The following is a 26,243-nucleotide window of genomic DNA, read 5'->3' as shown; positions in this document are numbered from 1 at the left end:
ACCGAAGGGACGGTCACCGAGAGCAGCCCGCCCGTCATCGCCGCCCTCCCCTCAGGAGGCGCCGTACTCCACGCTGACATGGTGGACCTGGCCTCCCCAGCCGTCCTCGGGGAACGCGTCGGATACCCGCAGGTAGACGTCCTTGTCCTCCCCCTCGAGGTACGGGCCGAGATCGAGGACGTGGTCCGCCCGATTGGAGGCATCCCGAATCTGCTCGTCCTCGGTCAGCACGCGTGACCAGCTCTCGCCGTCCGGGCCCAGATCGACCAGATACTGGTTGCTGATCGTCAGCGTGAGCTGGGCCGATGTGGTGCTGGCGGGCAACGGGAAGCGGTAGATGAAGTAGCTGTCCCCGTCGGCGAACCGGCCGGGCTCGATCGTCACGCCCGAGCCCCCGGCATCCCACAGCCACGGCGCATCGTCGATCGTGCCGGCGTCGAAGTCGATGGTGCGTGCGACGACGACGTCCGCCCGGGCGGTGAATGTCAGCCCGCCGGGTGCCGACGCCGTCACCGAGACCGTGTGGTTCCCGTCGGGAGCGTCCGGTGGGAGGCTCACGGTCACCGGGACCACGGCGCTCACCGGTTGCCCGTCCCGCGCGCTCTTCGGCACGTCCAGCGTGACCCGCTCGTCGGTCTCCAGCTCCCAGCCGTCCGGCCCCTGCGCCTCCAGGCGCACGTGCACCCGCCGTGCGTGCGCTGAGGTGATCGCGACGTTCAGGTCGAGCTGGATCTGCGTGGGCTCGCCGTCGGGCATCACCACGGGAGCCTGGGCGAGGGAGGCGGACAGCGACCGGTCCACGCCGTCCTCGGGGAGGTCGGCGATCAGGGCGCTGAGGGCACTGGCCTGGGCGCGCCAGTCGAAGACGTTCGGGGACTCCTCGGTGCTGGCCCCCGCCCAGCGCACACCGAGCTGGTCGGCGATGTTGCGGTCCTGCTCCCAGATCGTGGCGGCCTGGGTGGCGACCACGTCGCGGTACCGGGCATCGCCCGTGGTGTCGGCGAGGTCCATCAGGTAGCGCAGGAAGATGCCCTTGAACTGCTTGTGGTTGTCGTTCGTGGTCTCCCCCAGCACGTCGGTCCACTCGGTGAGGATCCCCTCGGTGACCAGAGCGCCTTCGGCGAGCGCCGAGTCCGCGAAGTAGCGGGCCTTCTCCAGCAGGTCCGGGTCGTCGGTGGCGCGCCACAGTTCGAGCGCGGCGCCGATCGCGAGGCCCTGGTTGTAGGTGTAGATGCGGTCGCCGTTGTTCTCGCAGGCGTCGGTCAGGCCGTCATTGAGCAGGCCGTCCTCGTTGATCATGCCGCTGCCGAGGTACCAGTCCCACGCCGCCCGGGAGCGCTCCAGCCACGTGGTATCCCCGGGGATGCGGTTGTGCAGCTCGGCCGTCAGGCGAATCCACTGGCCGTTGGTGACGGCGTTCTTGTAGGTGCGCTCCTCGTTCCACCAGATGCCCCCGCCGCAAGTGCTGGGGTCCCAGAAGTCGTTCATGAAGTCACCGATGGTCACGGCCATGTCGAGGTACTTCTGGTTCCCCGTGAGGTCGTACGTGGTGATCCAGGTCAGCGCCCACCAGCCGGAATCGTCGATGGCGCGGCTGGTGAAGTTCCCGTAGAGCTCGTCGCCGGAGAGCTCCCCGGCAGGGAACGGGCCCTTGTTCCTCTCGAAGGTGTGGTCGAGGTGATCCAGGTAGCGCCGGTCCCCGGTGCGCAGCATGTAGTCGCCGATGGTCTGGAGCGCGACGGCCGAGTTCCACCAGCTCGAGGGGAACCATGCCTTGTGCTGGTCGTAGTCGCGCATCAGCACGTCGGCGGCGACGCGGGCGCGGGCCAGGGCCTCCGAGCTCTCCGTCCGCGGGCCGGCCGGTGGTGCCGCGTGGGCGCCAGAGGCGAGGCCGAGGGCGGGCAGCGAGGCTGCCGTGAGGGTGACGAGGGTGCGGCGTGACATCTTCATCGATGAACTTCCGATCATGGTGCTCGGTCAGGGAACATCCTGCTCATGCCGTGAGCGTTCACAGCCGCCGTACAGCGTGGCACCGGGGCGGTGAGACGTCAATCACGCCGCGCAGCGCCGGGCTGTCTCAGCATCCTGTCTGCGAGTCCTGCGGGTCGCTGCGCACGTGCAGAGGTCGGCCGTCGTCGACGCTGATGACGAGGTTGCCGCTTCCCGTGGCGTCGCCCGGCCCGAAGAACATGACCGTGCCCGTGCGCGACTCGCCGTCGGTGAGGGCCTTGCCGGGCACGAGCAGCGGGTGCGCCAGGATCTCCAGGCCCGGGTCGGCGCCGTGGGCTGCGAACGGCCCTGCCATGCGCTGGACGAGGAGCTCGGAGGCCGGCTCCCACGTGCCCTCGCCCTCGTAGGCGACGGTCAGCTCGATGATGAAGTACTCCCGACACTTGGCCGGGCCCTTCCAGCCCGGATCGATGTCGGGAGAATCCGCCGTGACGCTCTCTGCCCGGTTGACGCTGACGCTGACCTCACCGCCTTCTGCCGTGGCCCACACCAGCGAGTCCTGCCCGATGCGGGCGGGGTCGAACCGGGTGCCGCGGGGAGCCTGGTCGCCGACCACGGTGCCGGGAGGGCGGCTGTCACCCACCGCCGGATCGGCGCGAACGGCGAGCGCCGCGATGACGACACCGCCGGCCAGCAGCAGCGCGAGCACCACGATCGCGGCGACGACGAACGGCCGCCGTCTGCTGCCCGCGTGCGCCATTGAGGGCCCCTCCACGTCATTCGAGTGTTCCGTGACTACGGCAGGCTAGCCTGCCCGGCCGTCATCCGACGTGGGAATGCCAACCGTCGTGCTCGTGGTCGTCCGCCGCGGCTCCCACCGGTCCGCCACCGAGGTCCGTCCGTGGGTGGACGGCTCCGCTCCTGCCGGCGGACGCGGGGCCTCCCCGGCCATCACCAGAGTGGAGTCATGAAGAACGCGACCATCGCCACCAGCCGAACCCGTGCCGCCGACCATGAGTTCATCGAGTATCGCCCCCTGCCCGCGGCCTGGGGTGACCTCGAGGCCCTCCGCAGCGTCCGAGCCGCCAAGGCCCGCGCCGGGGAGTTCCGGCCGATCCGGACCGCGCGGCCGCTCGGAGATCCCCGCGGGCCGAAGGCCGCCCATCGGGGCCGGCGACGAACGTCCTAGGATCAGGGGCACGACATAGTTGTCCGCCGCGCGGCCTCAGCGGGCGCCGGCGGCCTCTGAGACGAAGGTCGAGGACATGAACGAAGATCCCGCTGGGCGCCTGGCGGGCGAGCGTCACGACTATCTGGCCGGATCGCTGGCCGATGATGCTCCGTCGGATCCGCTGGCGCTGTTCGACATCTGGATGGACGAGGCCTTCGCCCGGCGCGATGAACAGGGCGACCTGACCGACCCGTCGGCCGTGGTGCTCTCGACCGTGGCGATGGATGCGATGGGCCGCCCCCGCCCCCGGTCGCGGACCGTGCTGCTGAAGGGACACGACGGCGAGGGGTTCGTGCTGTACACGAACCTGACCTCCCCCAAGGCCACCGAGCTGGATGCGGCGCCGCATGCCGCCCTGCTGCTGCCCTGGTACCCGATGCAGCGACAGGTGCGGATCGAAGGGGCCGTCAGCCACCTCTCCGACGCGGAGTCCGACGCGTACTGGGCGCAGCGTCCGCGAGGCGCGCAGCTCGGCGCGTGGGCGTCCCACCAATCACGGCCCATCGCCTCGCGTGCCGCTCTCGATGCGCAGTACGACGAGGTCGAGGCCCGCTTCGAGGGCCATGAGGTCTCCCGCCCGCCGTTCTGGGGCGGCCTGCGGGTGCTCGCGGAGCGGATGGAGTTCTGGCAGGGGCGGGAGAACCGCTTCCACGATCGGATCGCGTACGACCGCGCGGCCGACGGCGCCTGGCAGCGTCACCGTCTGCAGCCGTGAACGCGCAGCAGAACAGCGCTCGACGGCCCCGGTGGTATCAGCCCAGGTGACGCAGGAATCGCTGGGGCGACTCCAGGAAACTGCGCCACGTGCGCACGAGATCCAGGTCGTCGTAGGTGGCGGCTCGGATGCCCCAGGGGCCCAGTTCGTACAGATCAGCGCCGGGCAGAGCGGCAAGGACCGGTGAGTGCGTGGACAGGATGATCTGCGCTCCGCCGGCGACGAGGTCGCGCACCAGTCCCAGCAGCGCCAGGCATCCGCTGAGGGACAGCGCGGATTCGGGTTCGTCCAGCAGCCAGAGCCCGCCGATACGCGACCGCTCCGAGACGATCTCCAGGAACGATTCGCCGTGGCTGCGTTCGTGCATCACGCCGCCCACGCCGATCTCCTCGTAGTAGGTGAACAGAGAATGCATGGTCTCGGCGCGCAGGAAGAACCCCTTCTTGGACGCACCCGCGCCGCGCACCAGCTGCAGGTGGTCGACCAGCGGTGACTCGGTCGCGCGCGTGGAGTGCATGGCTCCGGTGCCGCCGCCTTCGACATTGAGCCCGTAGGCGCCGGCGATCGCCTCGACCACGGTGGACTTGCCGGCGCCGTTGTCCCCGGTCAGCACCGTGATTCGGCCGAACTCCAGTCCTTGGGTCAGCAGCTGTTCCATCGGCGGCAGGGTCGCGGGCCACTCACCCATGTCCGCCGGGGAGAGGGCGTGCATGCGTACTGCACGCAGCGGGAGCACGGGATCGACCATCTCCCCAGCATGCAGGAGCGCGCCGACACCTCGCGCGGCGGAGCGAGCTGACGTCGACGTGCGGTGACGCCCCGGCGACCAGTTATCGAACACCTGTGGACGGCTCGGGTGGCGGCCTCCCGAGCCCCCGTCGGCCGCCCTACCGTGGTCTTATGCAGACCGAGATCACTCCCCCACCCACCGGCCTCACCCGCGACGCCGGGTGGGAGCTCGGTGTCCGCCGCACTCTCTCCGCCCCGCTCGAGGACGTCTGGCGCCGGCTGCTGGCCGAGTGGCTGCCGCAGTGGCTGGGCGTCGAGAACGTCCCGCAGATGGTCGGCGCCCCCATGCGTCACGACGGTCAAACCCGCGGCCGGGTGGTGGGCTGCCACGTGGGCCGACGGGTGCGCGTGCGCTGGACGCCGCCGACCCTCGATCACGAGACCGTCTTCCAGGTGACCCTGCTGGAGGCCTCGGGCGGCACCACGGTCGCCATCCATCAGGAGCGCCTGCTGGGCGCGGCCGAACGGCAGGGGCTGCTCGAGCACTGGACGACGATCCTGGACGAGCTCGTCGCGGCCATCGACCGCGAGACCGCCGTCAACCACGACCTGCCGAACTGAGAGCCTCGCCGCCAGCATCCCCCGGCGCGGGGCGCCGCCGACGGACCGCGACCGATCGGCAACCGGGTCCGGGGTGCGCCCGGGCTCAGCCGTCCTCGGGCTCGTGGGTCAGTTCCCCTTCGCCCGCGGGGATCGACGCGTGCTCGCGGAGCGTCTCGATCCGGGCGACGTCGATGTCGACGCCGCCCTCGATGCCGGAGACCTCGCCGTCGAAGCGCAGCTGCCACACGGACCAGTCCGCCCGGTCGGGTCTGCCGGTCTCCGAGAACAGCCAGTCGGGCCGCGAATCCGTCACCGGCAGTCCGTAGTGCTCACGCCACTCGGAGGAGGAGTAGATAACCAGACGACGACCCCACTCCTCCTCGACGGCGGCGGTGAAGGCATCGATCTCGGCCTGCGCGTCGGCCGCCTCGGGCCGCTGCTGGCACGCGCCGTCGAACTCGAGATCGAGCGCGGGCGGCAGCGCACTGTCATCCGGCGGTGCGGCGGCCAGGAAGTCCGCGGCCTGGTCGGCCCCCGGTGAGCACAGCGTGAAGTAGTGGTACGCGCCGGGGGTGACTCCTGCGGCACGGGCTCCGTCCCAGTTCTCGGCGAACCGGGAGTCCGTGAAGCCGGTGCCCTCGGTGGCCTTGATGTAGGCGAATCCGTAGCCGTCGGCGGCGACCTGGCTCCAGTCGATCTCCCGCTGATGTGCGGAGACGTCCAGGCCCATGATCTCGTCCTCGGCCAGCTCGACCCCGTCGGGCAACTGGGCACGCGCCGGCGCGTCGGGCGGGGTCACGGGCGCGGTCATGGCGGCGTCGTCGGCCTGGAAGGGTTCCGGTTCGGTGGCTGCCCCGCCCCCTCCGCGCAGAGCGCCGATGAGGACGGCTGTGCACCCGCCGAGGACGAGCACCAGGCACAGCACCAGCCCGCCCGCGACGAGCTGGCGGCGTCGGACCTGCTCGCGAGTGAATCGGGGCACGATGCGGACCTTACCTGAGCAGAGGTGCGCAGGCCGGGAACGGAGCCGGGCACAGCGGGCGGACACGGCTCAGCGGACGGACACGGCTCAGCGCGCGGACACCGCTCAGCGCGCGAACAGGGTCGCGAAGGCGCGGAGCAGCTTCGGGGGTTCGTCGGCCTCGACGCTCTCGAGCGCGGCGAAGATGTCCTCCATCTCGTCGGGCGAGAAGTACCCATGGTCGCGATAGGCACGGGCGCGGTCGATGATCGAGGGGATGTCGAGCTCGGGGTGGAACTGGGTGGCGTACTGGCGGGTGCCGACGCGGAACATCTGCACGGGCGAGGCGTTGCCGGTGGCCAGCAGCGTCGCGTGATCCGGGAGCGTATGGACGGCTTCCTTGTGCCCGACGAGCCCGACGAAGGACTCGGCGAGTCCTGCCTCCTGGATCAGCGGATCCTGGCGACCATCGGCCGTGAGCGTCACGTCGATGGCCCCGAGCGGTTCCCCGTAGGTGCGGTCGATGAGGGCACCCTGGTGCGTGCCGAGGGTGCCGATTCCGTAGCAGGCGCCGAAGAAGGGGATGTCCTCGGCGATGACCTGGTCCAGCACCCGGAAGATCTCCTTCTCGGCGCGCTTCTCGGCCTCGGACTTGGTCTGCTCCGGATCGGAGACGGTGAAGGGGCTGCCGCCGAGGATGATCCCGGAGATGTCCGCTGCCGCCAGCTCGGGGTACGGGTCACGGTCCAGTCGCGCCCAGATCAGATCACCTTCGTCCAGCCCGGTGAAGGAGAGGACGGACTCCTTCTCGGTGTAGGCGACGTCGTCCTCGGGGCGGGTGGCGATCAGCACGAACGGTTTCACGGAAGAATGTTAGCCGCCGGGGCTGTACGGGTCGGCCGGTTGCGCCGGCGCGATATGTCCCCAGGTGCAGGCTCGGTGTGCGCCCCGCCTCCGCTCTCGCGCTCGCTTTTCGTCCTCCTCGTCCTCGTCCTCACAGGAGATGGTCATGACCGGTCCCTCCAGGATCGACCGTGCCACTGACGCCCCCGACCCGCCTCCGCTGATCGCTGGATACCCGTTGCCGCCTCTCCTGGCCGACAACGAGGAGCCGGGCGTCGTCGCCTGGCGCTCCGGACTGCCCGGCATCGTCGACGAGGTGCTCGATGAATGGTCGCTGTCGGTCTCGACGCCCTTCTCCCCCGGTGGGTCGGCGGCGTGGGTGGCACCGGTGCGCGACGGCCATGGCGCGGAGCTGGTGCTGAAGGTGGCGTGGGCCCACGAGGAGGCGCGCGACGAGGCCCCAGGGATGGCCCTGTGGCAGGGACGCGGCGCAGCAGAGGTGGTGCACAGTGAGCGCCGCGGAGAGACATCGCTGCTGCTCATGGAGCGCATTCGGCCTGGTATCCCACTCGCGGAACTGCTGACCTGGCCGGAGCGCGACGAGGTGGTCGCGAATCTCCTGCGACGCATGTGGGAGTCGCCGAGTGTCATCGCTTCCCCGTCCGACGCAGCGCAGTTCCGGCCGCTGGCCCACATGTGTGCGTGGTGGGCGGACAGCGCCCAGCAGCGCGCCGACGACGGGATCTCACCTCTGCCCCACGATCTTGTCGACCATGGACTGGCGCTGTTCCGTGAGCTGCCTCGGCAGTGGGGCGGTGAGCCCGTGCTTCTGGCTACCGACCTGCACCCGTCGAACGTTCTGGCGCGAGGAGAGGGCAGGCAACGGCAGTGGGTGCTGATCGATCCCAAGCCATATGTCGGTGACCCGCACTACGACGTCCTCCAGCACATGCTCAATGACCCGCAGCGCCTCACCTCTCAGCCCGGTGAGTTCGCCGATCGCATGTCTGATCTGGCCGGGCTGGATCCGCAGCGGACGCGCCGCTGGCTGTTCGCGCGATGCGTGCAGGAAGCGGGCGTGATGAACGGGGCGGCCGAGGTGGCACTCCGGTTGGCGGCCGACGGGGTGTAGTCCGATCGGGCCGCAGCCAGGCGAGATCGACGCCGCCGCGCGACTCATCGTTCGGCACTTTCTCGTCGGTCCCGACGTGATCGGCGCTCTCCTCGCTCCTGTCGGTTAGCTCGGTCCTGCCGGGCACGACGTCCGCGTGGTTTCCGCCGCTTCCGAGGTGCCGGCCGTTCAGGATCGAACAGCCCGGCGCGATGGAGGGCTTCATAGGCTGCGGTGACATCGCCCGGAGACGGCTGTGACCGCTGGTTGCCGGATGCTGTGGGACCGGAACCTCGGTCGGCAGGAACTGTGTTGCCGCTCTTGGCCCCATGGCCTCTCTCGGCCCCATTGCCGCTCTTGGCCCCACTGCCACCCTCAGCATTGTCGCCACCATCTTCACCGTCCCCGCCGTCCCCGTCGGCCCCGTCGGCCCCGTCGGCCCCGTCGGCCCCGTCGGCCCCGACAGTAGGAACCGGCAGTGATTGCAGCGGGGCGAGAGGACTGGGCGTGGTGGTGCGGGTGGTGCCGGCCAGGCCGGTCCAGGTCACGCGGTGGCCCGGGCGCTCCGGATCGGCGGTTCGCACCACGGAGCGGGTGTCGTGCTCCTTCTGGTTGCAGTGCGCACACACGTCCTGGCCGTTGTCGATACTGGTGGGCCCGCCCTCGGCATGCGGGGTGATGTGGTCCCGCTGTCGCGCGGCGGCATTGCAGAACGGCCCGCGGCAGGACGTATCGCGCCAGCTGAGGAACCGGCGCATCGCAGGTGGGAACTCGCGCGCCCTGGATTCGACGCCGACCAGCTCCCCGGAGGTGGGGTGGGTGTACAGCCGGCGGATGACAGCGCGCAGGGCGGGCCCGTCCGGTCCCAGCGGGTCCCGGTCGATGCTCGCGGTATCGGGCGGCACCTGGCCGGGCCCGGCGAGATCAGCAGGGTCGCGGGGTTCGGCGAGAGCGGCCCGGAGCTGAGCCCGGACGGCTTCGGCGGGCACCGGTCCGTACCCCTCGATCTGGGCGGCGTCGCCGCAATCCGAGTTGAACAGGGCGCGGTCGGTGATCATCACCCCCACGTCGAGGGTCACCGGCTCCATGCCGCCCTCACGGCGCAGCAGAGTCTCGGTGAAGGCGTCGGCCATCAGAGTGCTGTGGTTCTCGCCGGGGCTGAGGGTGCCGTCGGCTTCGGCGCGGCGCCGCTCCGCCTCCAGCGAGAGCCGCTTGTGGACCAGACGGGCATCGATCGCAGGCAGTCGCGCACTCACAGTCGCCATCCCGTGCTCGCCCGGGGTGAACGTCACGCAGCGTTCCTTGCGGGCCTTGGTGTGGCGGTACGTCGTCCCATCGGGGTCGATGTGCTCGGCCACGGCGGCCACCTCCCGGCGCCATTGACGCACCCCTGCCCCGTCCAGGTCCGGCAGGCGTTCGCCGAGGATGGCATCGACGGTCTTGCGCTGATCCTCGTCGATGGGCGACATCGCGTCCGCCGTGGCATAGGCGACCTGAGCGGTGACCTTGCCCGATCCCATCGCGGAGAGCATCTCGGGCATCGAGGCCACCATGCGTCGCGCCGCCGAGAACGTCCGGCCGGCAGTTGCAGGGGACCGCCGGGTCATCAACGACAGGTCCCGGCGCGTGGCCGCATCGGACTGGCGGTTGATGCGCTCCATCGGAGGCAGCACCGCATCCTCGTGCGCCGTGCTGTCGCGGGCGGCGGCGATCAGATCCCGCGTGGTCGCCTTGCCGAGGGCGACGACGGTGCGCGCCTCCAGAGCATCCAGGGCGCTGCGTGCCTCCTGGATCGTGGCGAGGAGGTTGGTGAACACCGCTCGCTCCTGGGTACCGACCTCGAACAGCCGACGCGGATCGGTGGCGATCGATTCGAGGATGAAGCCGTCATCAGCCAGCAGTTCTGCAAGACCCGCCAGACCAGCGGCGCGCACAGCAGCCACCGACCGTGGCGGGCCCGGGGGCTGCTGCGCGGTCGGGCCCTCTCCCGGAGGTGGTGACTGCTGTGATGTGGACATAGCTCCATCCTCTCGCGCATCACCACGTATCGAAACCTCGTTCCCCGGAATGTGGACAACTTTTTGCGACGATTCCTCCACACTTTCTGCGTGCCACATAGTCGCCCACCCCCAGCACTGTCACCGCTGGTGACCGAGGGGAGCACACATCGGCGCCATCGCCTCACGCCGGCCGGCCGGACATCGCCCCCTCTCTGCACGCTCCGATCAGCCGCAATTAGACACTCATAACGAATTGCGCCAGCCAGCACCGAATAATGTGGACGAATGAGCATTGTGGAGGAACCATTCACGAGCAGCGACCGACACCCGGGCGCGCCGCGACAGAACTGGCGCCGTCACACCTCCGGCGCCGGCCCGGACGTGAGGCCGCGCCACCCGGCCCGGCCAGCCCTGTGAGGCCCACATCTCAGGGGTCCACAATGGACTCATGACGACTCTTGCCGACTTCACCGCGAGCACGATCACCGGGCAGGACAAGAACCTCGCCGACTACGTCGGGTCGGTCGCGCTGGTGGTCAACACCGCCAGCAAGTGCGGCTTCACCCCGCAGTACGCAGGGCTCCAGGATCTGTACGCCCGCTTCCATGAGCGCGGCCTGGTGGTGCTCGGCTTCCCCTGCGACCAGTTCATGCACCAGGAGCCGGGCACCGAGTCCGAGATCGCCGAGTTCTGCTCCGTCAACTTCGGCGTCGAGTTCCCGATGTTCGCGAAGGTCGACGTCAACGGCGAGGACGCGCACCCGCTGTACACGTGGCTGACCAGCTCGCACGCCGGTCCGCACGGCGATATCCCCGCCGGCGAGATCGGCTGGAACTTCACCAAGTTCCTCATCGGCCGCGACGGTGCCGTCATCGCCCGCTACGGACCGAAGGTGGAGCCGGCCGACATCGCCGACGACATCGAGCGGACGTTGGCCGCCGACGCCTGAGACCCGCCCGCTGCAGCCAGGCCCCGCCCCCTGCGGTCAGGCCCCGCCCGCTGCGGTCAGGCAGAGATGCCGATACCGTCAGGCGGAGATGCCGAGCGACCCGCCGCCGGGCAGCTCACTCGCCCCGCACCCACCCGTCGGCCACGATCACCTCACGGTCCGCAGCACGATCGGTGTCCAGCAGCTCGTGGTGCCCGTCCACTACCCGGATCCGGCCCACCCACGCACCCAGCCCGCGGGTGGCGCCGTCGGTCGTCACGGTCAGCCGGATCTGCACCTCGTCGCCGAGCACCGCTCCCGCCGAGTCGACCAGGGGGAACGTACCGGTCCACTGCCGGCGTCGGCCCCAGCCGGTGATCTGGCCGTCGGGCACCTCGACCGGTTCCTGATGGCGGGCCTCGAGCGTCCCGGCCAGCGGGCTCCAGCTCGAGCCCTGGTCCTGCGAGGCCTCGACCGACAGCACGTCGTACGCGGTCTCGAGATGAGCGAACAGATCCAGCACCAGCTCCGGGCTGCGGGCCCCGCCGCTGCCCAGATCGAGGCCGGCCGTGAGGGTCGCCGCGGAATCGTCCTCGGCGCCGGCGCTCCAGCCCTCCCGCAGCTTCGTCGGCACAATGCCCAGGGCACCCGCCACGCACGTGGAGACCTCCCGCCGGGTGGCGGAGGTGGAGGACCACTCGCGTGTGGGGTGGACGGAGTTGGCGAGCATGATGACGATGGTGTCGGTCAGCGGGTCGACCACCAGTGAGGTGCCGGTGAAGCCGGTGTGCGCCCCGCTATACGGGCTGGTCAGGCCTGCGTGGTAGTACCAGGCCTCCAGCTCGGGGCCGAGGCCGCGGCGGGCACCGCCGACCCCGGTGACCGCGGCGATGCGGTCGGTGAACATCTCCTGCACGGTCTGGGCGGAGAGGATCTCGGCCTTCCCGTAGCGCCCGCCGCCGAGGAACATCTGCCCGAAGACGGCCAGGTCGCGGGCGGTGGAGAAGACCCCGGCGTGCCCGGCGACGCCGCCGAGCGAGTAGGCGTTCTCGTCGTGGACGTGACCGTGGACGAGCTCCCCGTAGAAGTCGATGTACTCGGTGGCGGCGATCCGCGGGCGCAGCTCCGCGGGCGGGTTGTACATGGTCTCGTGCATGCCGAGGGGCTCGGTGATGTGCTCGCGCACGTACTCATCCAAGCTCTGCCCGGAGAGCTTCTCGACGGTCAGCCCCAGCGTGATCAGGCCGAGGTCGCTGTAGACGTACTCGGTGCCGGGCGGGGCCTGCGGTGCGACCGTCAGCACGGCGTCCAGCCGCGAGGGCACGTCGGGGTAGGAGGAGTAGAGGTTGATGAAGGGCGGCAGTCCGCCGACGTGGGTGAGCAGGTGCTGGACGGTGACGTCGGCCTTGCCGTTCGCGGCGAAGGCCGGCAGATGCGAGGCGACGGTGTCCTCCAGCGACAGCTCGCCCCGCTCGATCAGCTGCATCACCGAGGTGGCGGTGAACAGTTTCGAGATGGAGGCGAGGTCGTAGATCGTGTCGCTGCGCGCCTCGATCCACTGATTCTCGGGCAGCTGCTCGGTCGCATTCTTCCAGCGCAGCGCGTACCCGTCGGCGTGCTCATAGGCGATGCCCGCCTGGGAGGCGACCAGCAGCGAGGCGCCGGAGAAGCGGGGCGGATCGTGGTCCAGGCCGGCGCGGATGATCGCGGGCAGCTCCTCGAGCGAGTCGGCGTCGAGGCCGACGGAGCCGGGCTCGGCCTCTCGCAGCGTCCTGCCCGATCGCTGGCGGTCCCACGGATGGCGGTGGGGTTTCCCGCGGCTCCAGTCCGGTGCGGCCAGGGCCGAGCGAGAGGAGGGCTCGTCCTTGTGCGGAGCGGGATCGCCCTTCGCCCAGCCGGCGATCGGCACTCCGACGGCGGTGGCGGTGGCCGCCAGCGCAGTGCCGGCCAGGCCCGCGCGGCGGGTGAGTCCGGTGCGGCGGAGGCGGCCGCTGCTGGAGCTGGGACCGCTGCCGCGGACGGGACCCGCGCGACCGGCATCGCCGCCGGTGGCGGACGTGTCACCGCCACCGGGCTCTCCCCCGCGGCCGACTGCTCCGGCCTCGGGGTTCTCGTCGCTGCTCGGCGTCGTCCGGGAATCCATGGGAGCTCCTTCGCATCGCGTCGCGGCAGGAAAGGGGCTCGGCGCCGGCGACGACGAGACCTGCCTGGCGCCGCTGCCGGTGGGTCCGTCGGCCGCCGCACGCCGTCGACCACGGTAGCCGGACGCCCTGCGATGTGCCACTCGTCACGATGGGCCGAGCGGGGTGACGGTCGATGAGTGGGGCAGGGTCAGGCTCGTGGCCGTGCGCCGCGTTCTCGTCGGAGCCGTTGGACGCTGCGCACCATGATCGCGACGCCGGCCAGCAGCAGCGCGATGCGGACGAGCCCGCCCAGGACCTCGAGAACCGTGAAGACGATCTCGACCGTGGAAAGGCCCGGGGGATCTCCGTAGGTCTCGAACGACAGGCCGAACATCCCGAAGAGCCCCATGGCCGCCGCCACGAGGATGAAGATCCCGCCCCGGCGCAGGTTCGCGGCTCCCCTGACGACCACCAGGATGGCCAGGATCAGCGCGGCCAGAGACAGGCCGGCCTCGAGAGCCCACAGCCCCATCAGCGTCAGCACCCAGGCCACCTCGCAGGCCATCGAGCCAGCCGCCCACGCCATGAGAGGCCTCTCGCTGAGACCGAAGACCAGCCCGGCGGCGATGGCGACCGCGAGCGCCGCCGCGACCACGACGGCGGCGGTGGCCGGTCGCAGCGGCTGGGCGACGGGGCGCGGCACCGCTCCCGGGCCCGCCCCTGCGCCCGGTCCGCCTCCCGGGCCCGCCCCTGCGCCCGGTCCGCCTCCTGAACCCGGCCATGCGCCTGGTCCTCCCCCGGGACCCGGCCATGCGCCTGGTCCTCCCCCGGGACCCGGCCATGCGCCTGATCCCGTGCCACCCGGTCCCTGCCCGGATTCTGGCCCCATGCTCATCCCGCCGCCCTCAGTCGCGCTGCAGCTCGAGCACCGGCACGCACGCCGGGCTGAATCCCAGCACCTGCCCGTAGAACGACAGGCTCGCCTCGGTGGCGCGGATGATCGACTCCGCCTTGCGGAACCCGTGCTGCTCCCCCTCGAACAGGAGGTAGGCGTGCGGGATCCCCTTGGCCGCGAGCGCGTCACGGAACAGTTCGGACTGGCTGGGCGGCACGATCCGGTCCTCGTCGCCCTGGAGGAGCAGCACCGGCACCTCGAGCTCGTCGACGTGGTTGAGCGGGGCGCGCTCGACGTACAGGTCGCGGCGCTCGGGATAGGGGCCGACGAGGCCGTCGATGTAGCGCGACTCGAAGTCGTGGGTGTCCAGGCGGAACTTCTCGAGCTCGGCGACGCCGAAGCTGGACACGCCCGCGGCGAAGGTGTCGGTGCGGGTCAGGCACGCGAGCGTGGTCCAGCCGCCGGCGCTGCCGCCCTCGATCGCCAGTCGCTTCCCGTCGGCGATCCCCTGGGAAACCAGATGTTCCATGACGGCGACGGTGTCGGCGACGTCGACCATGCCCCACTGCCCGCGCAGACGGTTGCGGTAGGCGCGGCCGTAGCCGGTCGAGCCGCCGTAGTTGACCTCCACCACGCCCAGGCCCCGGGAGGTGTAGTACGCGACCGGGAGCGAGAGGACCGGCGGGACGTGCCCGGTCGGACCGCCGTGGACGCGAGCGATGAACGGCGGCAGATCTCCCTCGCGGCCGGCCATGCCGTCCTGCCGGGGCCGGTACACGATGGCGTGGACGACACCGCCTTCGGCGAGGGGAACCTCGATGCTCTCGCCGACGGGCAGGGCGCCGGGGTCCGGGGCGTCGTTGCGCGAGGAGCGCAGCAGAGTCAGCGAGGACAGGACGGCCGACGGACCATCGCCCGCCGACGTTGGGGCCGTCGACGGGTCCGTCGCGGCGGCGGGCCGGTCACCGTGGCCGGCCGCGAGTTCGAGTCGCGCGGTGTGGAGCGCGGCGAACTGCGTCGGCGATGCCCCGGCCAGCACCACCAGCCCGTCGGCGCGCACGAGGGCGGCGCTGATCTGCGTCAGCGGGCACTCCAGCGGCGTCAGCTCGGCCGTGCTGAGCCTCAGCACCCCGAGGTTCGCGGCGGCGCGACCGTACTGGACGAGGGCCCGGTCGGCGTCGAGCACCTGGTACCAGGTGCTGCCGAGGGTCCACATCGGCCCGGCGAACTCCTGGTCGAGCTCGAGGACCTGCCGGGCGCCGGCTTCGGCCGACCAGGTCCAGGGGTTCCACCAGCCGGAGGCGTCGGAGACGAACATCAGCCGCTGGTCGTCGAGCCATTCCGGCTGCAGGACGGAGGTCTCGGGACCGCCCGCGATCACGTCACCGGTGCCCGCACTGCCTCCGGCCAGCGGCGCGACGTGCAGCTGGGTGCCGTCCCACGGCATCTGCGGGTGCTCCCAGCTCAGCCAGGCGACCCGGGTCCCGTCCGGGCTGATGCGCGGATGGGCGACGAACCGTGAGGCCGGGGTGACACGCCGGACGGCGGACGGGTCCTCGGCGGCCGAGCCGTCCAGGGGCACGGCCGCGACGTAGCGCTCGATGTGGGGTGCGCCGTCGGCATCGGCGCGCGGGCCCTGGTCACCGCCGGTGTGGTCCTCGCAGATCCACCAGATCTCGACGGTGCCGTCGGCCAGGGTGACCGGCGTGGGGTCGGCCCAGCGCAGCGAGGGCCCGTGGGCGGAATCGACCTCGGGGCCGAGGGGCGAGAGCGGGCGCGGCTGCTCGCCCTCCCGGACGGCGTGGACGCGCTGGTCCTCGAAGTTCACGAACACCACCAGCGGGGGCTCGGAGCCTGTCCCGGCGGCGCCGGGGACGACGGTCCAGCTCGCTCCGCCGTACTCGTGCACGCGTGAGCGCGCGTTGAACGGCGCGGGCAGGACGGTGACCGCAGCAGCTGCCGCATCGTCGTCACGGCCGGCGACGTCGACCGCTCCTGCCGAGCGCACGATCGCCTGGCGCCCGCCCTCGGTGGCGATGCCTTCGGTCCACCACACGGCGTCGCCGACCAGGCGCGGGGCGCCGAGCCTGGTCCCGCCGGTCGCGAGCTGCTCGGCGGTGATGGGCGAGGGCCAGGAGCCGTAGGGCAGTGTCGTCACCATGGCCCCACAGTAGAGGGCCCCGCCGGGCCCCGACGGCGGCTGTGGACAGACGTCACCCGGGTGTTACCGGCCGTCGGGCCCCATCTCCTCACCCGGGCGCACCTCGGTGTGCGGGGTCTGCTCGCCCTCACCGGGGGCGCGAGCGAGATCCTGCGGCGCGGTGCGCGGGTCGACCGGGGAGCCGGAGAGATAGGCGGCCCTCGCCAGCACGTTCGAGGCAATCGAGGAGACGATGATCAGGGCGATGACGGTGATGATCGACTTGACCAGCATCGCGACCTCGAAGCCGCTGATCTGGGTGTGGCGCAGGAACGCGGCGACCACGATCATCGGCAGCCCGAGGCCGGTGGCCGGGGAGAGCACGTTGATGCGGCTGAGGGCGTCGCGGGCGTGGAACATCGACAGGGCGGCCGTGAGCATCCAGAACGCGCCGCCGAGCAGGAGCACGGCGGTCACGACGGTCACGACGAGATCGAGTGCGGCGCTCATCGCTGCCCCCTGGTGAGGATGCGGGCGAGGGCGACGGTCGAGAGGATGCCGAGCACGGCGGCGATCAGCGCCGCGTCCACCGCCGCGGCGGATTCCTTGATCAGGCCGACGATGATGATCACGCCGACGCCGGAGAAGAACACCAGGTCACCGACCACGGCACGGCTGGCGGGGTCCGGGGCGGTGGCCATGCGGAACAGTCCGACCAGGATCGTCGCACCCAGCATCGCGGTGGTCAGCCACAGGACGATGGTCATCGTTCCTCCTCCGGATCGGTCGCCGAGGGATCGGTCGCCGACGGGTCGCCCGCCGTCGGGCCGCCCGCCGTCGGGCCGGTCGCCGACGGGCCGGCCGCCGAGGGGTCGGACCCCTCCGAGCCGGTCGCGAGCGGGGCCTGCCCCTGCTCCCGGTCACCGCTGCGGCCCCCGCTGTCGTGGATGCGACGTGCTTCCCGGCCATCGGCGTAGCGCTCGTCGGCCAGTCCGCCGCGGCGGGGATGCAGGGCGGCATCCGCCCCGCCCCGCCCGCGGGTGGCGCGCAGCAGCCGCTCCTCCATCTCGGCGAGGTCGGAGAGCACCTGCTCACGGGAGGTGGCGAACAGGGCGTGGACGAACAGGCTGGGCCGCTCTTCGGCCGTGCCGTGCGCCGTGCCCACCACGAGGGTGCCGGGGGTGATCGTGATCGAGGAGGCCATCGCGACGATCTCGATGTCGGTGGTGGCCCGCAGACGGTACTCGACGATCGCCGGGGAGCTGTGCACTCCGGGTGTGTAGACGCCCTTGGCGACCTCGACCGAGCCCTTGAGGATCTCGACGAGGATCCACAGCGCGTAGGACAGCGTGTACCACAGCCGCATCATCCGCCCCTCACCGCCTCCACGTAGGCGCCGACGTCCAGCAGGTCCGTGGCGGCGAGGTCCACCGTCGGCAGCAGGAGGCCGATGCCGACGAACATCGCCAGCGACAGCGCCATCATCGACGCGCCGGGCAGGGCGAGGCGCCAGGGCACGCGCACCTCGTCCGGCAGCGGGGTCTCTGCCCCACGGCCGGTGCGGGGGTCATCGGGTCGGTAGGTGGTCATGTCCTCGCCCCATGCGATGCCGCGCCACACGCGCTGCAGGCCCAGCAGGGAGCCGACGGACGCGACGACCACCGCGAGGACGGCCGCCCAGCCCAGCACCCCCTCACCGGTGGAGGCCTGCTCCGCCGAGGCGCTGAGCAGACCCACCTTGCCCCACAGTCCGGAGGTGGGCGGCAGGCCGACGAGGCTGAACAGGCCCAGGGCGATGATCCCGACGACCCACGGGTCGCGCCGCGCCAGCCCGGAGAGGTGGTCGAGACGGCCGGAGCCGTAGGTGTGCTCGACCGCGCCGGTGGTCAGCAGCAGCGCCGACATCGTCACCACGTGGTGGACGAGGTAGAGGATGCCGGCGGTCAGGGACAGCTGGGTCAGCAGCACCAGGCCCAGCAGGATGTGGCCGACGCCGGCGACCATCTGGTGACCCATCGCGGTGCGGACGCGGGAGGCGCCGGCGGTGGCGAACGCACCGACCAGGATGGTTGCGATCACGAGGACGGCGAGCACGGCCAGGAACGGCAGCCCGTCGGAGAAGGTCACCGTGATGATGCGGTAGATCGCGTACAGCGCCACCTTGGTGTGCAGGGCGGAGAACAGGCCCATGATCCCCGCCGAGGTCGCCGGGTAGGCCCGCGGCAGCCAGGAGTGGACCGGGACCATGCCGCCCTTGACCGCCAGGGCCAGCAGCACCACGGCCAGCGCCGCGGCGGTGACGGGATCCTCGCTGCCGGCGCCGGCCAGCGCCGCGAGGTTCACCGTGCCCGCGGCGCCGTACACGAAGGCCACGCCGATCACGAGCACCGTCGAGGTGAGCAGATTGACCAGCACGAACAGGCGGCCGATGCCGAGTCGCCGCCAGGTCCCGGTCAGCGCGATGAGGGCGTAGGAGGGCATCAGCATGACCTCGACCCACACGAACAGGTTGAACAGGTCCCCGGTGAGCAGGGCGCCGTTGACGCCCGCCGTCAGCAGCAGCACCAGCGGCGGCACGAACCGGTAGTGGGACTCCCCCGTCAGCAGCAGGAACACGCTCGCCGCCAGGGTCGCGACCGCGGTGACCAGCAGCATCAGCGCGCTGAATGAATCGGAGACGAAGGGGATCGCCAGCACGTCCGAGAAGCCGCCGACGGCGTGGGCGACGACGGGCTCGCTGCGGTGGTACGCCAGCAGCCAGATCGCGCCGACGCCGGAGATCACCGGCACGGCGATCAGCAGCACGCTCTCGACGAGATGGCGGCGGACGAGGACCAGCGCGGCGGCTCCCAGCAGGGGGATCACCACGAACAGGGGCAGCAGCGACGGGGCGACGGCGGGGATCATGAGTCCTCACTCTCGCCGGTCTTCGGGTGATGAGACATGTCGTCGTCGTGGCCGATGACCGCCAGGGTGAGCATGAAGATGGTAACGGCCATGGTGATCACGATGGCCGTGAGCACGAAGGCCTGCGGGAGCGGATCGGCCATCTCGGGACGGGCCGAGATATCGGTCAGCGGCTCAGCGCGCCATCCGGGGACGCCGCTGGCCAGCAGGATGAAGTTCGCGGCGTGGCTGAGCAGGGTCATGCCGAACACGGCGCGCACCATGGAGCGCTGCAGCAGCAGGTACACCCCGCCGCCGACGAGGACGGCCACGGTCAGGCTGAGGATCATCGGCGACCGGGCTCCTTCGGTTCGGTGCCGGCGGTGAGATGGGAGGTGCCCATCCCCACGCGGCGCCGGCGGGGGGCGGGTTCGCCGCGGGTGGTCTCCAGGGGGCCGGACAGCTCGCCCTCGACGGCCTCATCGGTGCGCTCGCGGGTGCCCTCGATCGGTGGCACGTCACCGCGGGTGGCGCTGACGCCCAGGAGGTTCACCGCGATCATCACCAGCCCCAGCACCGCCAGGTACACCCCGAGGTCGAAGATCATCGAGGTGGAGACGTGGACCCCCAGCAGGTACCCGTGCAGCGGTTCGAGGAACCCGGTCTTCGCGTACCCGAGGAAGCCGGCCCCGAGCGCGACGCCGATCCCGCCGCCGATCAGCACCACCGGCAGCTTCGGCGGCCCGATCGGGCGGTCCATGGAGGTCGAGAGGTACAGCAGCGCCACGATCGCCGAGCCGACCAGGGCAGCGATGAAGCCGCCGCCGGGAGCGTTGTGCCCGCGCAGGAACAGCATCACCGAGATGATCGCCAGGATCGGTCCCGTCACCCGCACCATCAGCTGCAGCGCGGCGGCGTTGCCCCAGGCGGAGTCGATCGCACGATGGGCCGAGGTGCCCTCGGGCCGCAGCTGCGGTTCGTCGGCCGGCTGATGGTCCGTGGGCTCGTCGGGGTCGATGAACCGGTCGCGGATGCTGGAGAGCACGGCGACGATCGCGATGCCCGCCATGCCGAGCACGGACAGTTCGCCGAGGGTGTCCAGGGCACGGAACTCCACGAGGATCACGTTGACGATGTTGTGGCCGCCGGTGATCTCCTCGGCGTGGTCGATGTAGTACTGGGCGACGTCGCTGCGGCCCCGTCGGCCCACGAACAGGAACATGCCGGCCCCGGCGGCCAGGCCGACCAGCACCGCGATGGTGATCGAGCCGCGGCGGCGGGGCCAATGCGGGAACACGAAGCCCTTGGGCAGGCGCTGGAGGACCAGCATGATCACGATGATCGTCAGCGACTCGACCAGCAGCTGGGTCAGGGCGACGTCCGGCGCACCCAGGGAGAGGATCTGCACGGTCGCCAGGATCCCGATCGCGGCGAGGGCGACCGCGGCGCCCAGGCGGTCGTGACGCGTGCACACCACCACGACCGCGGCCGTGATCAGCACCAGCAGGACGAGGTCGATGGGCTGATTGGTGCCGGGGGCCAGCGGGACGAGATCGCCGGCCAGCACCGCTAGCGAGCCCAGCACGACCGCTGCGAAGGCCACCACGATCGCGCCCAGGTGCCGCATCGGGTCGTCCGAGGCGATCGGGCGGACCAGGACGGCCGCGATGCGCTCGGCCAGGCGGTCGACGGCGGTCAGCACGCGGGCGCCGTCGACCGGGAACGGGCGCGCCTCCAGGGCGGGCAGCAGCGGGCGGCGGACCAGGGCGATCACGGTGCCCAGCACGATGACGCCGGCGGTGAGGCCCAGCTCCGGGGTGATGCCGTGCCAGAGGGCGAGGTGAGCGTGGTGCTCGCCGCCCAGAGCGGCCTCCATCGCCCGGGAGACCGGGGTGTCCAGCACGCCGACCCACAGGGCCAGGGGCAGCCCGGCGAGGATGGGCAGGGCGGCCGGCCAGAGGAACAGCGCCTCGGGACGGTGGGCGTCGGCAGCCCGGACCGTCGCCCCGGTCGGATCGGTGCTGCCGGCTTCCTGGGCCGGCGTCACGCCGTCCGTGCGGGCGAGCGCGTGCTCGTCCCGGCCGTCGACGAAGACGCCGAGCACGATCTTGGCGCAGTAGGCGAAGGTGAGCACGCTCGCCCCGGCGATGCCGAGCGCGACCGTCCACCCCACCCAGGCCGGGCCATGGGCCTCGAGGGCGCCGGTCAGCAGCGACTCTTTGGAGGCGAAGCCGAGCATCGGGGGCAGGCCCGCCATCGACATGCAGCCCAGCAGCGTGATGACGAACGAGCCCGGCATGGCGCGCAGCAGCGCCGGCATCCGGCGCAGCTCGCGGGTGTGCACGGCGTGGTCGACCACACCGACCATCATGAACAGCCCGGACTTGAACAGGGCGTGGGCGATCGTGTGCACCACCGCCGCGAGGATCGCCGCCTCGGTGCCGACGCCGATGACGGTGACGATCAGGCCCAGCTGGCTGACCGTGGAGTAGGCCATCAGCTTCTTCAGGTCCGGCTGCTGGAGGGCGAGGAATCCGCCGACGAAGGCGGTGATCAGGCCCGCCACGATCAGCAGCACGTTCCACGCCAGCACGTCGTGGAAGGCAGGGCTGAAGCGCAGCAGCAGGAAGATGCCGGCCTTGACCACGGCGGCCGCGTGCAGGTACGCCGAGACCGGGGTGGCCGCGGCCATCGCGTCGGGCAGCCACACGTGGAAGGGGAACTGGGCGGACTTGGTGCAGGCCGCGACGGCGACCAGCACCGCCACCAGGGTCGCGAAGCCGGGGTCGGTGGACCAGACATCGGAGGCGAGGACCTCGTGCAGCGAGGTGGTGCCCAGCCGCACCACCATCAGCGACACGGCCGTCAGCAGGCTCAGGCCGCCGAGGAAGGTGATCAGCAGCGTGCGCATCGAGGCGGCCTGGCCGGCGCTGCCCGAGCGGGCGATCAGCAGGAAGGAGGCGATCGAGGTGAGCTCCCAGGTGATGAACAGCAGCACCAGGTCGTCGGCGAGCACGAGGCCCACCATCGACAGGGTGAACAGCACCATCACCAGGGAGAAGCTGAGGTGGCGCCCGGGCTCGAAGTATCGCGCCGAGTAGGCGAGCACGATCGCGCCGATGACCAGGGCGATCATGGCGAAGACGATGCCGACGCCGTCCGCGCGCAGGGCGAGATCGATGTCCCATTGCGGAGCCCACGGCATCGTGAACACAGCAGCGGGATCGTCGCCGGCGCCGGCGAGGACCGCCGAGGCGGCCGGGATCAGGGTCGCGGTGGCCACGAGGTACAGCCCGGCGAGCACCCAGCAGGCGGCGCGGCCGAGCACCCGGTCCAGCAGCGGCGTGAGCGCGGCCGTGGCGAGCAGGATCAGGAGCGTCCAGAGCACCGACACCGTCAGCACCCCGGCCGGGAGCGGTCGGACGTGGCGGGGCGGGGCATGGCCGTGATCCTACCGATCCGCAGGCGGCGGCCAAAGTTCCGGACGCCCACCGGGCACTCCGACGGGCCCGCGCGCGCACGCGAGATAAACACGCGAGATAAATAAGCCTCGTCCACACGCCTCACGCCCCGTTTCCGTGGCCGGAATCACGCGCTCGAGGGTGCTCCAGACTGCGCCGAGGCACCGGCCGGCCCCGCCGAGCCGACCCCGCAGTGGCGGAGCCGATCCCGGCGCGGCGGTCATGCGCACCACGGACGGCCACGACCAACGGCCCCGCAGTCGTGTGGCTGCGGGGCCGTGTGGCTGCGGGGCCGTGTGGCTGCGGGGCCGTCGCGTCGTCGGGACCGGAGGGTCGGTCACCCGATGCAGGGGACCGGCGATCAGCCGCCCATGAACGTGATGTTCTGCTCCGTGCGGGCGCGGTGCAGGAACGCCGCGGTGGCGTCACGGTTCATCGGGTTCAGCGGACGGTAGGTGCCATCGCTCCAGCCCTTGGAGATGCCCTGGTCCTCGAGCCAGGCGATCTCCTTGGCGTACATGATGTGCGTGGGCACGTCCTCGAAGGGACGCTCGGTGGGCTCGTCGAAGGCGGGCGAGCCGGCGTAGCGGTACATGAACGCCGCCATCGCATCGCGCGCGATGGGCTGGGTGGGCCGGAAGGTGCGGTCGCTCCAGCCGGTCGTGATGCCCTGCTGGTAGGCCCAGATGATCGCGTCGTAGTGCTCCTGACCGCGCTCGACGTCGCGGAACGGCTCGCTGCGCGGGGGCGTGACCTCCGGCGAACCGGCCAGGCGGTGCAGGAACGCGGCCATCGCGTCACGGTTGACGGGCTGGACGGGACGGAAGGTGCCGTCCTTGTAGCCCTTGGCGATGCCGTTCTCGTACGCCCAGATGACCGACTCGTAGTGCTCGTCCTCGGGGCCCATGTCGGAGAAGGGGTGCTCCTCGGCGATCGGCAGCACCTGGATCACGGCGGGCTTGGGGCCGACGCCGTCGAAGTCGGGGAAGTAGGAGCGCTGGTCGCCCCACTCGCCGTCCTCGCCGGGGTGCTGGACCGAGACGAAGGCGGTCTGGTCCTGGTCGCGGATGATCGGGCCGCAGGTCTCGGCGTCGATCGGGACCGAGAGGAACTGCTCGACGCGGCCGCGGCTGTCGCCGTCCAGGGTCACGCGGAACAGGCCGTCGTTGTAGCCGATGCCGGAGGGGGCGCCGTCGGTGGAGATCCAGAGGTTGCCCACAGAGTCGAAGGCGAGGTTGTCGGGGCAGGAGATCGGGGAGACCTTGTCCTGCGGGAAGCCGGAGAAGTACGTCTGATCGCCCTGCTCGGGGTCACCGCACACCATCAGCAGGTTCCAGGAGAACGTCGTCGAGGACTGGTCGCCCTGCTCGTCGATCTCCACGATGTGGCCGTCGCGGTTCTCCGTGCGAGGGTTCATCTCGTCGGCCGGCGCGTTGCCGTCGACGCCGCGGCCGGAGTTGTTGGTGCAGGCGACGTACACGCGGCGGGAGGCCAGGGAGGGCTCGACGTCCTCGCAGCGGTCCATCTTGGTCGGGCCCACGGTGTCGGCCGCGAGGCGGGTGTTGACCAGGACCTCCTCGACGGTGAAGCCCTCGACCTGGGACTTGCCCTTGAGCACGAGCGGCAGCCACTCGCCGGTGCCGTCGAAGGCGCCGTCGGAGGGAACCTCGCCGGAGCCGTCGATCTCGTCGGCGGAGTTGCCGGTGAACTTGGCGACGAAGAGGTCGCCCTCCTCCAGCAGCTTCATGTTGTGGTCGCGGTCGCCCTCGACGTACTTCTTCTTGGAGACGAACTTGTAGAGGTAGTCGAAGACCTCGTCGTCGCCCATGTACGCGACGACGCGGTCGTCCTCGCCGATGATCACGTTGGCGCCCTCGTGCTTGAAGCGGCCCATCGCCGTGTGCTTGCGAGGGGTGGACTCAGGGTCGAACGGGTCGACCTCGACGATCCAGCCGAAGCGGTTGGGCTCGTTCTCGTAGCCCTCGTTGCGGGCGTCGAAGCGGTCGTACTTCTGCTCCCACAGGCGGGAGGTCTCGCGGTCAGCCAGGCCGTAGCGCTGCTCGGCCTCGGAGGTGCCGGGAGCGCGGAAGTAGCCGTGGAAGTTCTCCTCGCCGGAGAGCAGCGTGCCCCAGGGGGTCAGGCCGCCGGCGCAGTTGCCGAGCGTTCCCAGGACGGTCCTGCCCTTGGGGTCGTCAGCGGTCGTGACCAGGTCGCTGCCGGCGGCGGGGCCGGTCAGGGCGAACTCGTCGTCGAGATGGATGCGGCGGTTCAGCTCCGCGCCCTGGACATAGCTGTAGGGCGAGATGGCGTTCTCGCGCTCGAGCTCGACGACGGTGAGCCCGTGGGCGGCCATGCCGATCTCGATGATGTCGTCCTGGTCCGTGTCGGCCGGGAACATGATGTTCTCGTTCGTGTACTCGTGGTTCACGAACATCACGGCGCGCTTGCCGTCGGTGTCCGGGATCTCCTGGATCTCGGTGTAGTCGTTGTTGTAGCCGAACTGGACCCGCTGGGCCTCGGCGCTCTGGGCGTTCCAGTCGAACTCGGGGGCGTCGTCGAACAGCGGGTCGCCCCAGCGGATCACGGGGTGCCACTCGAAGCCCTCGGGCACGGTGAACTCGTCGGTCTCGAAGTTCACCGGAGCGATCGCGTCGAAGTCGAGCGAGGTGCCGTTGGGGGCGAGGGCGGGCGCGGGGCCGACGGTCGGGGCCGCCGGGGAGGAGCCGGCCGGGGCCGCGACGGCGCCCTGGGTGCCGGCCAGGGCGATCGCGATGGCGCCGCCGGTGCCGCCGAGCATGGTGCGGCGGGAGAGCGCGGCGGAGGCGATGTCGCGGAAGGTGGAGTTGTCGCTGTGGTTGCAGGGGCCGTAGGCGCACTGGTTACCGCACTTCAGCGCACACGTCACCGCCGAGCGCTTGCCGCGCACGGAGTCCTTCATCATCAGGGGCAGGTCGATCAGGGCCATCGGAAGATCCTTTGCTGTTGATGTGCTCTCGGCCGCGATAACGGGGGGAGTCGACCTGACAATGCGCCAGCAAAGTGATCCCGTTCTCGCCCTGAGGCGACACCGGGGTGAACTCTGAGAGGAATTCGTATGACGCGAGTGCGGCATCCCGGGCTTGGCACGGAGTCTGTGCCGGTCAGGGCCGCGATGGGCGGAAGGCTCAGGGCCTGGGTGAGCTGAGGAATCAGGGCCGCGGTGGGCTGACGAAGGTGTCGGGCTTGACCAGCACCACCGGTACGGGCGATTCGATCGCGACCCGCTGCGAGGTCGAGCCCAGCAGGATCTTCCCGATCGGGGTGCGGCGCCGGATGCCGATCACGACGAGGTCGACGGCGTCGTTCTCGATGGCGTCGAGGATGTCGTCGGCCGGGTCGTCGCGCTTGGGGACGGTGCGCAGCTCGTGCTCGAGGCCGGTCTCGGCCAGGCGCTCCGCGAGCGGCCGGGGGTCGCTGACGCCGCGGGCCTTGCGCGGGTCCGGCGCGCGCTCGGAGGCGAGCACCAGGAGGGAGGCGTCGCGCCGCCTCGCCTCCTCGACGGCGAAGGCGAGCGCGGCCTCACTGGTCGCACTGGGGACATAGGCCAGCAGGACGGTGGTCATGGCATCTCCCTGGGGGAACGATCGAAGAGGGCGGCGACTCGGGCGAGGCCCGGGTTCCGCCGGGA

Annotated in this window: 22 protein-coding genes; 5 read left to right on the top strand and 17 right to left on the bottom strand. The window is 71.0% G+C overall.

What is annotated here, in order from left to right; all coding sequences use genetic code 11:
• Nucleotides 1-51: 51 nt before the first annotated feature.
• Nucleotides 52-1,950, bottom strand: a complete 1,899-nt coding sequence (locus ACFQRD_RS06095; protein WP_377020167.1) for a glycoside hydrolase family 76 protein — start codon at nt 1,948-1,950, stop codon at nt 52-54.
• Nucleotides 1,951-2,077: 127 nt separating this feature from the next.
• Nucleotides 2,078-2,710 (bottom strand): hypothetical protein, encoded by a 633-nt coding sequence (locus tag ACFQRD_RS06090; protein WP_377020166.1) that lies wholly within the window; start codon nt 2,708-2,710, stop codon nt 2,078-2,080.
• Nucleotides 2,711-2,917: 207 nt separating this feature from the next.
• Here ACFQRD_RS06090 and ACFQRD_RS06085 point away from each other — a divergent pair, with 207 nt between their 5' ends.
• Nucleotides 2,918-3,139 carry a hypothetical protein gene (locus tag ACFQRD_RS06085; RefSeq protein WP_377020165.1) on the top strand — a complete coding sequence of 74 codons (222 nt, stop codon included), beginning with the start codon at nt 2,918-2,920 and terminating at the stop codon, nt 3,137-3,139.
• Nucleotides 3,140-3,215: 76 nt separating this feature from the next.
• On the top strand, nt 3,216-3,896 hold the full coding sequence (gene pdxH, locus ACFQRD_RS06080; protein ID WP_377020164.1) for a pyridoxamine 5'-phosphate oxidase: 681 nt from the start codon (nt 3,216-3,218) through the stop codon (nt 3,894-3,896).
• A gap of 37 nt (nt 3,897-3,933) precedes the next feature.
• Here the strand turns inward: pdxH and ACFQRD_RS06075 are convergent, their stop codons facing one another.
• Entirely contained in the window at nt 3,934-4,644 is a 711-nt protein-coding gene (locus ACFQRD_RS06075; protein ID WP_377020163.1) for an AAA family ATPase, read from the bottom strand.
• A 152-nt stretch (nt 4,645-4,796) separates the two neighbouring features.
• Here ACFQRD_RS06075 and ACFQRD_RS06070 point away from each other — a divergent pair, with 152 nt between their 5' ends.
• On the top strand, nt 4,797-5,246 hold the full coding sequence (locus ACFQRD_RS06070) for an SRPBCC domain-containing protein (protein WP_377020162.1): 450 nt from the start codon (nt 4,797-4,799) through the stop codon (nt 5,244-5,246).
• Nucleotides 5,247-5,331: 85 nt separating this feature from the next.
• On the opposite strand, the gene ACFQRD_RS06065 is transcribed toward ACFQRD_RS06070, so the two are convergent.
• On the bottom strand, nt 5,332-6,210 hold the full coding sequence (locus ACFQRD_RS06065; RefSeq protein ID WP_377803587.1) for a GH25 family lysozyme: 879 nt from the start codon (nt 6,208-6,210) through the stop codon (nt 5,332-5,334).
• Between the two features lie 105 nt (nt 6,211-6,315).
• Nucleotides 6,316-7,053, bottom strand: coding sequence for a glutamine amidotransferase (locus tag ACFQRD_RS06060; RefSeq protein ID WP_377803586.1), 738 nt, complete (start codon nt 7,051-7,053; stop codon nt 6,316-6,318).
• Between the two features lie 145 nt (nt 7,054-7,198).
• Between ACFQRD_RS06060 and ACFQRD_RS06055 the strand changes: the two genes are divergently transcribed.
• Complete coding sequence (locus ACFQRD_RS06055) at nt 7,199-8,164, top strand: aminoglycoside phosphotransferase family protein (RefSeq protein WP_377803585.1); 966 nt, start codon at nt 7,199-7,201, stop codon at nt 8,162-8,164.
• Between the two features lie 44 nt (nt 8,165-8,208).
• Here ACFQRD_RS06055 and ACFQRD_RS06050 read toward each other — a convergent pair whose 3' ends face one another.
• The gene (locus ACFQRD_RS06050) at nt 8,209-10,161 is read right to left on the bottom strand and encodes an HNH endonuclease (protein WP_377803584.1); all 1,953 of its coding nucleotides are present in this window, start codon (nt 10,159-10,161) and stop codon (nt 8,209-8,211) included.
• A gap of 430 nt (nt 10,162-10,591) precedes the next feature.
• Between ACFQRD_RS06050 and ACFQRD_RS06045 the strand changes: the two genes are divergently transcribed.
• On the top strand, nt 10,592-11,092 hold the full coding sequence (locus ACFQRD_RS06045; RefSeq protein WP_377803583.1) for a glutathione peroxidase: 501 nt from the start codon (nt 10,592-10,594) through the stop codon (nt 11,090-11,092).
• Between the two features lie 115 nt (nt 11,093-11,207).
• Here the strand turns inward: ACFQRD_RS06045 and ACFQRD_RS06040 are convergent, their stop codons facing one another.
• The 11 genes from ACFQRD_RS06040 to ACFQRD_RS05990 form a co-directional block, all read right to left on the bottom strand.
• Nucleotides 11,208-13,214 carry a serine hydrolase domain-containing protein gene (locus ACFQRD_RS06040; RefSeq protein WP_377803582.1) on the bottom strand — a complete coding sequence of 669 codons (2,007 nt, stop codon included), beginning with the start codon at nt 13,212-13,214 and terminating at the stop codon, nt 11,208-11,210.
• Nucleotides 13,215-13,402: 188 nt separating this feature from the next.
• Nucleotides 13,403-13,897: a hypothetical protein gene (locus tag ACFQRD_RS06035; RefSeq protein WP_377803581.1), complete on the bottom strand. Its 495-nt coding sequence runs from the start codon at nt 13,895-13,897 to the stop codon at nt 13,403-13,405.
• A gap of 202 nt (nt 13,898-14,099) precedes the next feature.
• The gene (locus ACFQRD_RS06030; RefSeq protein ID WP_377803580.1) at nt 14,100-16,250 is read right to left on the bottom strand and encodes a prolyl oligopeptidase family serine peptidase; all 2,151 of its coding nucleotides are present in this window, start codon (nt 16,248-16,250) and stop codon (nt 14,100-14,102) included.
• A 63-nt stretch (nt 16,251-16,313) separates the two neighbouring features.
• Nucleotides 16,314-16,739 carry a cation:proton antiporter gene (locus tag ACFQRD_RS06025; protein WP_377020153.1) on the bottom strand — a complete coding sequence of 142 codons (426 nt, stop codon included), beginning with the start codon at nt 16,737-16,739 and terminating at the stop codon, nt 16,314-16,316.
• A complete protein-coding gene (locus tag ACFQRD_RS06020; protein WP_377020152.1) occupies nt 16,736-16,996 on the bottom strand; it encodes a monovalent cation/H+ antiporter complex subunit F in 261 nt (86 codons plus the stop codon). Before ACFQRD_RS06020 ends, ACFQRD_RS06025 begins: the two co-directional genes overlap by 4 nt.
• On the bottom strand, nt 16,993-17,595 hold the full coding sequence (locus ACFQRD_RS06015; protein ID WP_377020151.1) for a Na+/H+ antiporter subunit E: 603 nt from the start codon (nt 17,593-17,595) through the stop codon (nt 16,993-16,995). The genes ACFQRD_RS06020 and ACFQRD_RS06015 overlap by 4 nt, the downstream gene beginning before the upstream one ends.
• Complete coding sequence (locus ACFQRD_RS06010) at nt 17,595-19,136, bottom strand: proton-conducting transporter membrane subunit (protein ID WP_377020150.1); 1,542 nt, start codon at nt 19,134-19,136, stop codon at nt 17,595-17,597. Before ACFQRD_RS06010 ends, ACFQRD_RS06015 begins: the two co-directional genes overlap by 1 nt.
• Entirely contained in the window at nt 19,133-19,465 is a 333-nt protein-coding gene (locus ACFQRD_RS06005; protein WP_377020149.1) for a sodium:proton antiporter, read from the bottom strand. The genes ACFQRD_RS06010 and ACFQRD_RS06005 overlap by 4 nt, the downstream gene beginning before the upstream one ends.
• Nucleotides 19,462-22,503 (bottom strand): DUF4040 family protein, encoded by a 3,042-nt coding sequence (locus tag ACFQRD_RS06000; protein WP_377020148.1) that lies wholly within the window; start codon nt 22,501-22,503, stop codon nt 19,462-19,464. Before ACFQRD_RS06000 ends, ACFQRD_RS06005 begins: the two co-directional genes overlap by 4 nt.
• A 434-nt stretch (nt 22,504-22,937) precedes the next feature.
• Entirely contained in the window at nt 22,938-25,541 is a 2,604-nt protein-coding gene (locus tag ACFQRD_RS05995) for an alkaline phosphatase PhoX (protein WP_377020147.1), read from the bottom strand.
• A gap of 223 nt (nt 25,542-25,764) precedes the next feature.
• Nucleotides 25,765-26,178 (bottom strand): universal stress protein, encoded by a 414-nt coding sequence (locus ACFQRD_RS05990; protein WP_377020146.1) that lies wholly within the window; start codon nt 26,176-26,178, stop codon nt 25,765-25,767.
• Between the last annotated feature and the right edge of the window lie 65 nt (nt 26,179-26,243).

Source organism: Brachybacterium sp. GCM10030268 (assembly GCF_042666305.1).
In the GTDB taxonomy this organism is placed as follows: Bacteria; Actinomycetota; Actinomycetes; order Actinomycetales; family Dermabacteraceae; genus Brachybacterium.
This window is presented reverse-complemented; position numbering and strand designations above follow the sequence as displayed.

Excerpts from the sequence above, each read along its gene's own strand:
- ACFQRD_RS06075 (WP_377020163.1), bottom strand. The coding sequence starts at position 4,644 with ATGGTCGATCCCGTGCTCCCGCTGCGTGCAGTACGCATGCACGCCCTC.
- ACFQRD_RS06050 (WP_377803584.1), bottom strand. The coding sequence starts at position 10,161 with ATGTCCACATCACAGCAGTCACCACCTCCGGGAGAGGGCCCGACCGCG.
- ACFQRD_RS05990 (WP_377020146.1), bottom strand. The coding sequence starts at position 26,178 with ATGACCACCGTCCTGCTGGCCTATGTCCCCAGTGCGACCAGTGAGGCC.
- ACFQRD_RS06005 (WP_377020149.1), bottom strand. The coding sequence starts at position 19,465 with ATGATCCTCAGCCTGACCGTGGCCGTCCTCGTCGGCGGCGGGGTGTAC.
- ACFQRD_RS06070 (WP_377020162.1), top strand. The coding sequence starts at position 4,797 with ATGCAGACCGAGATCACTCCCCCACCCACCGGCCTCACCCGCGACGCC.
- ACFQRD_RS05995 (WP_377020147.1), bottom strand. The coding sequence starts at position 25,541 with ATGGCCCTGATCGACCTGCCCCTGATGATGAAGGACTCCGTGCGCGGC.
- ACFQRD_RS06010 (WP_377020150.1), bottom strand. The coding sequence starts at position 19,136 with ATGATCCCCGCCGTCGCCCCGTCGCTGCTGCCCCTGTTCGTGGTGATC.
- ACFQRD_RS06025 (WP_377020153.1), bottom strand. The coding sequence starts at position 16,739 with ATGAGCGCCGCACTCGATCTCGTCGTGACCGTCGTGACCGCCGTGCTC.
- ACFQRD_RS06030 (WP_377803580.1), bottom strand. The coding sequence starts at position 16,250 with ATGGTGACGACACTGCCCTACGGCTCCTGGCCCTCGCCCATCACCGCC.
- ACFQRD_RS06015 (WP_377020151.1), bottom strand. The coding sequence starts at position 17,595 with ATGCGGCTGTGGTACACGCTGTCCTACGCGCTGTGGATCCTCGTCGAG.
- ACFQRD_RS06095 (WP_377020167.1), bottom strand. The coding sequence starts at position 1,950 with ATGAAGATGTCACGCCGCACCCTCGTCACCCTCACGGCAGCCTCGCTG.
- ACFQRD_RS06085 (WP_377020165.1), top strand. The coding sequence starts at position 2,918 with ATGAAGAACGCGACCATCGCCACCAGCCGAACCCGTGCCGCCGACCAT.
- ACFQRD_RS06055 (WP_377803585.1), top strand. The coding sequence starts at position 7,199 with ATGACCGGTCCCTCCAGGATCGACCGTGCCACTGACGCCCCCGACCCG.
- pdxH (WP_377020164.1), top strand. The coding sequence starts at position 3,216 with ATGAACGAAGATCCCGCTGGGCGCCTGGCGGGCGAGCGTCACGACTAT.
- ACFQRD_RS06020 (WP_377020152.1), bottom strand. The coding sequence starts at position 16,996 with ATGACCATCGTCCTGTGGCTGACCACCGCGATGCTGGGTGCGACGATC.
- ACFQRD_RS06040 (WP_377803582.1), bottom strand. The coding sequence starts at position 13,214 with ATGGATTCCCGGACGACGCCGAGCAGCGACGAGAACCCCGAGGCCGGA.
- ACFQRD_RS06090 (WP_377020166.1), bottom strand. The coding sequence starts at position 2,710 with ATGGCGCACGCGGGCAGCAGACGGCGGCCGTTCGTCGTCGCCGCGATC.
- ACFQRD_RS06045 (WP_377803583.1), top strand. The coding sequence starts at position 10,592 with ATGACGACTCTTGCCGACTTCACCGCGAGCACGATCACCGGGCAGGAC.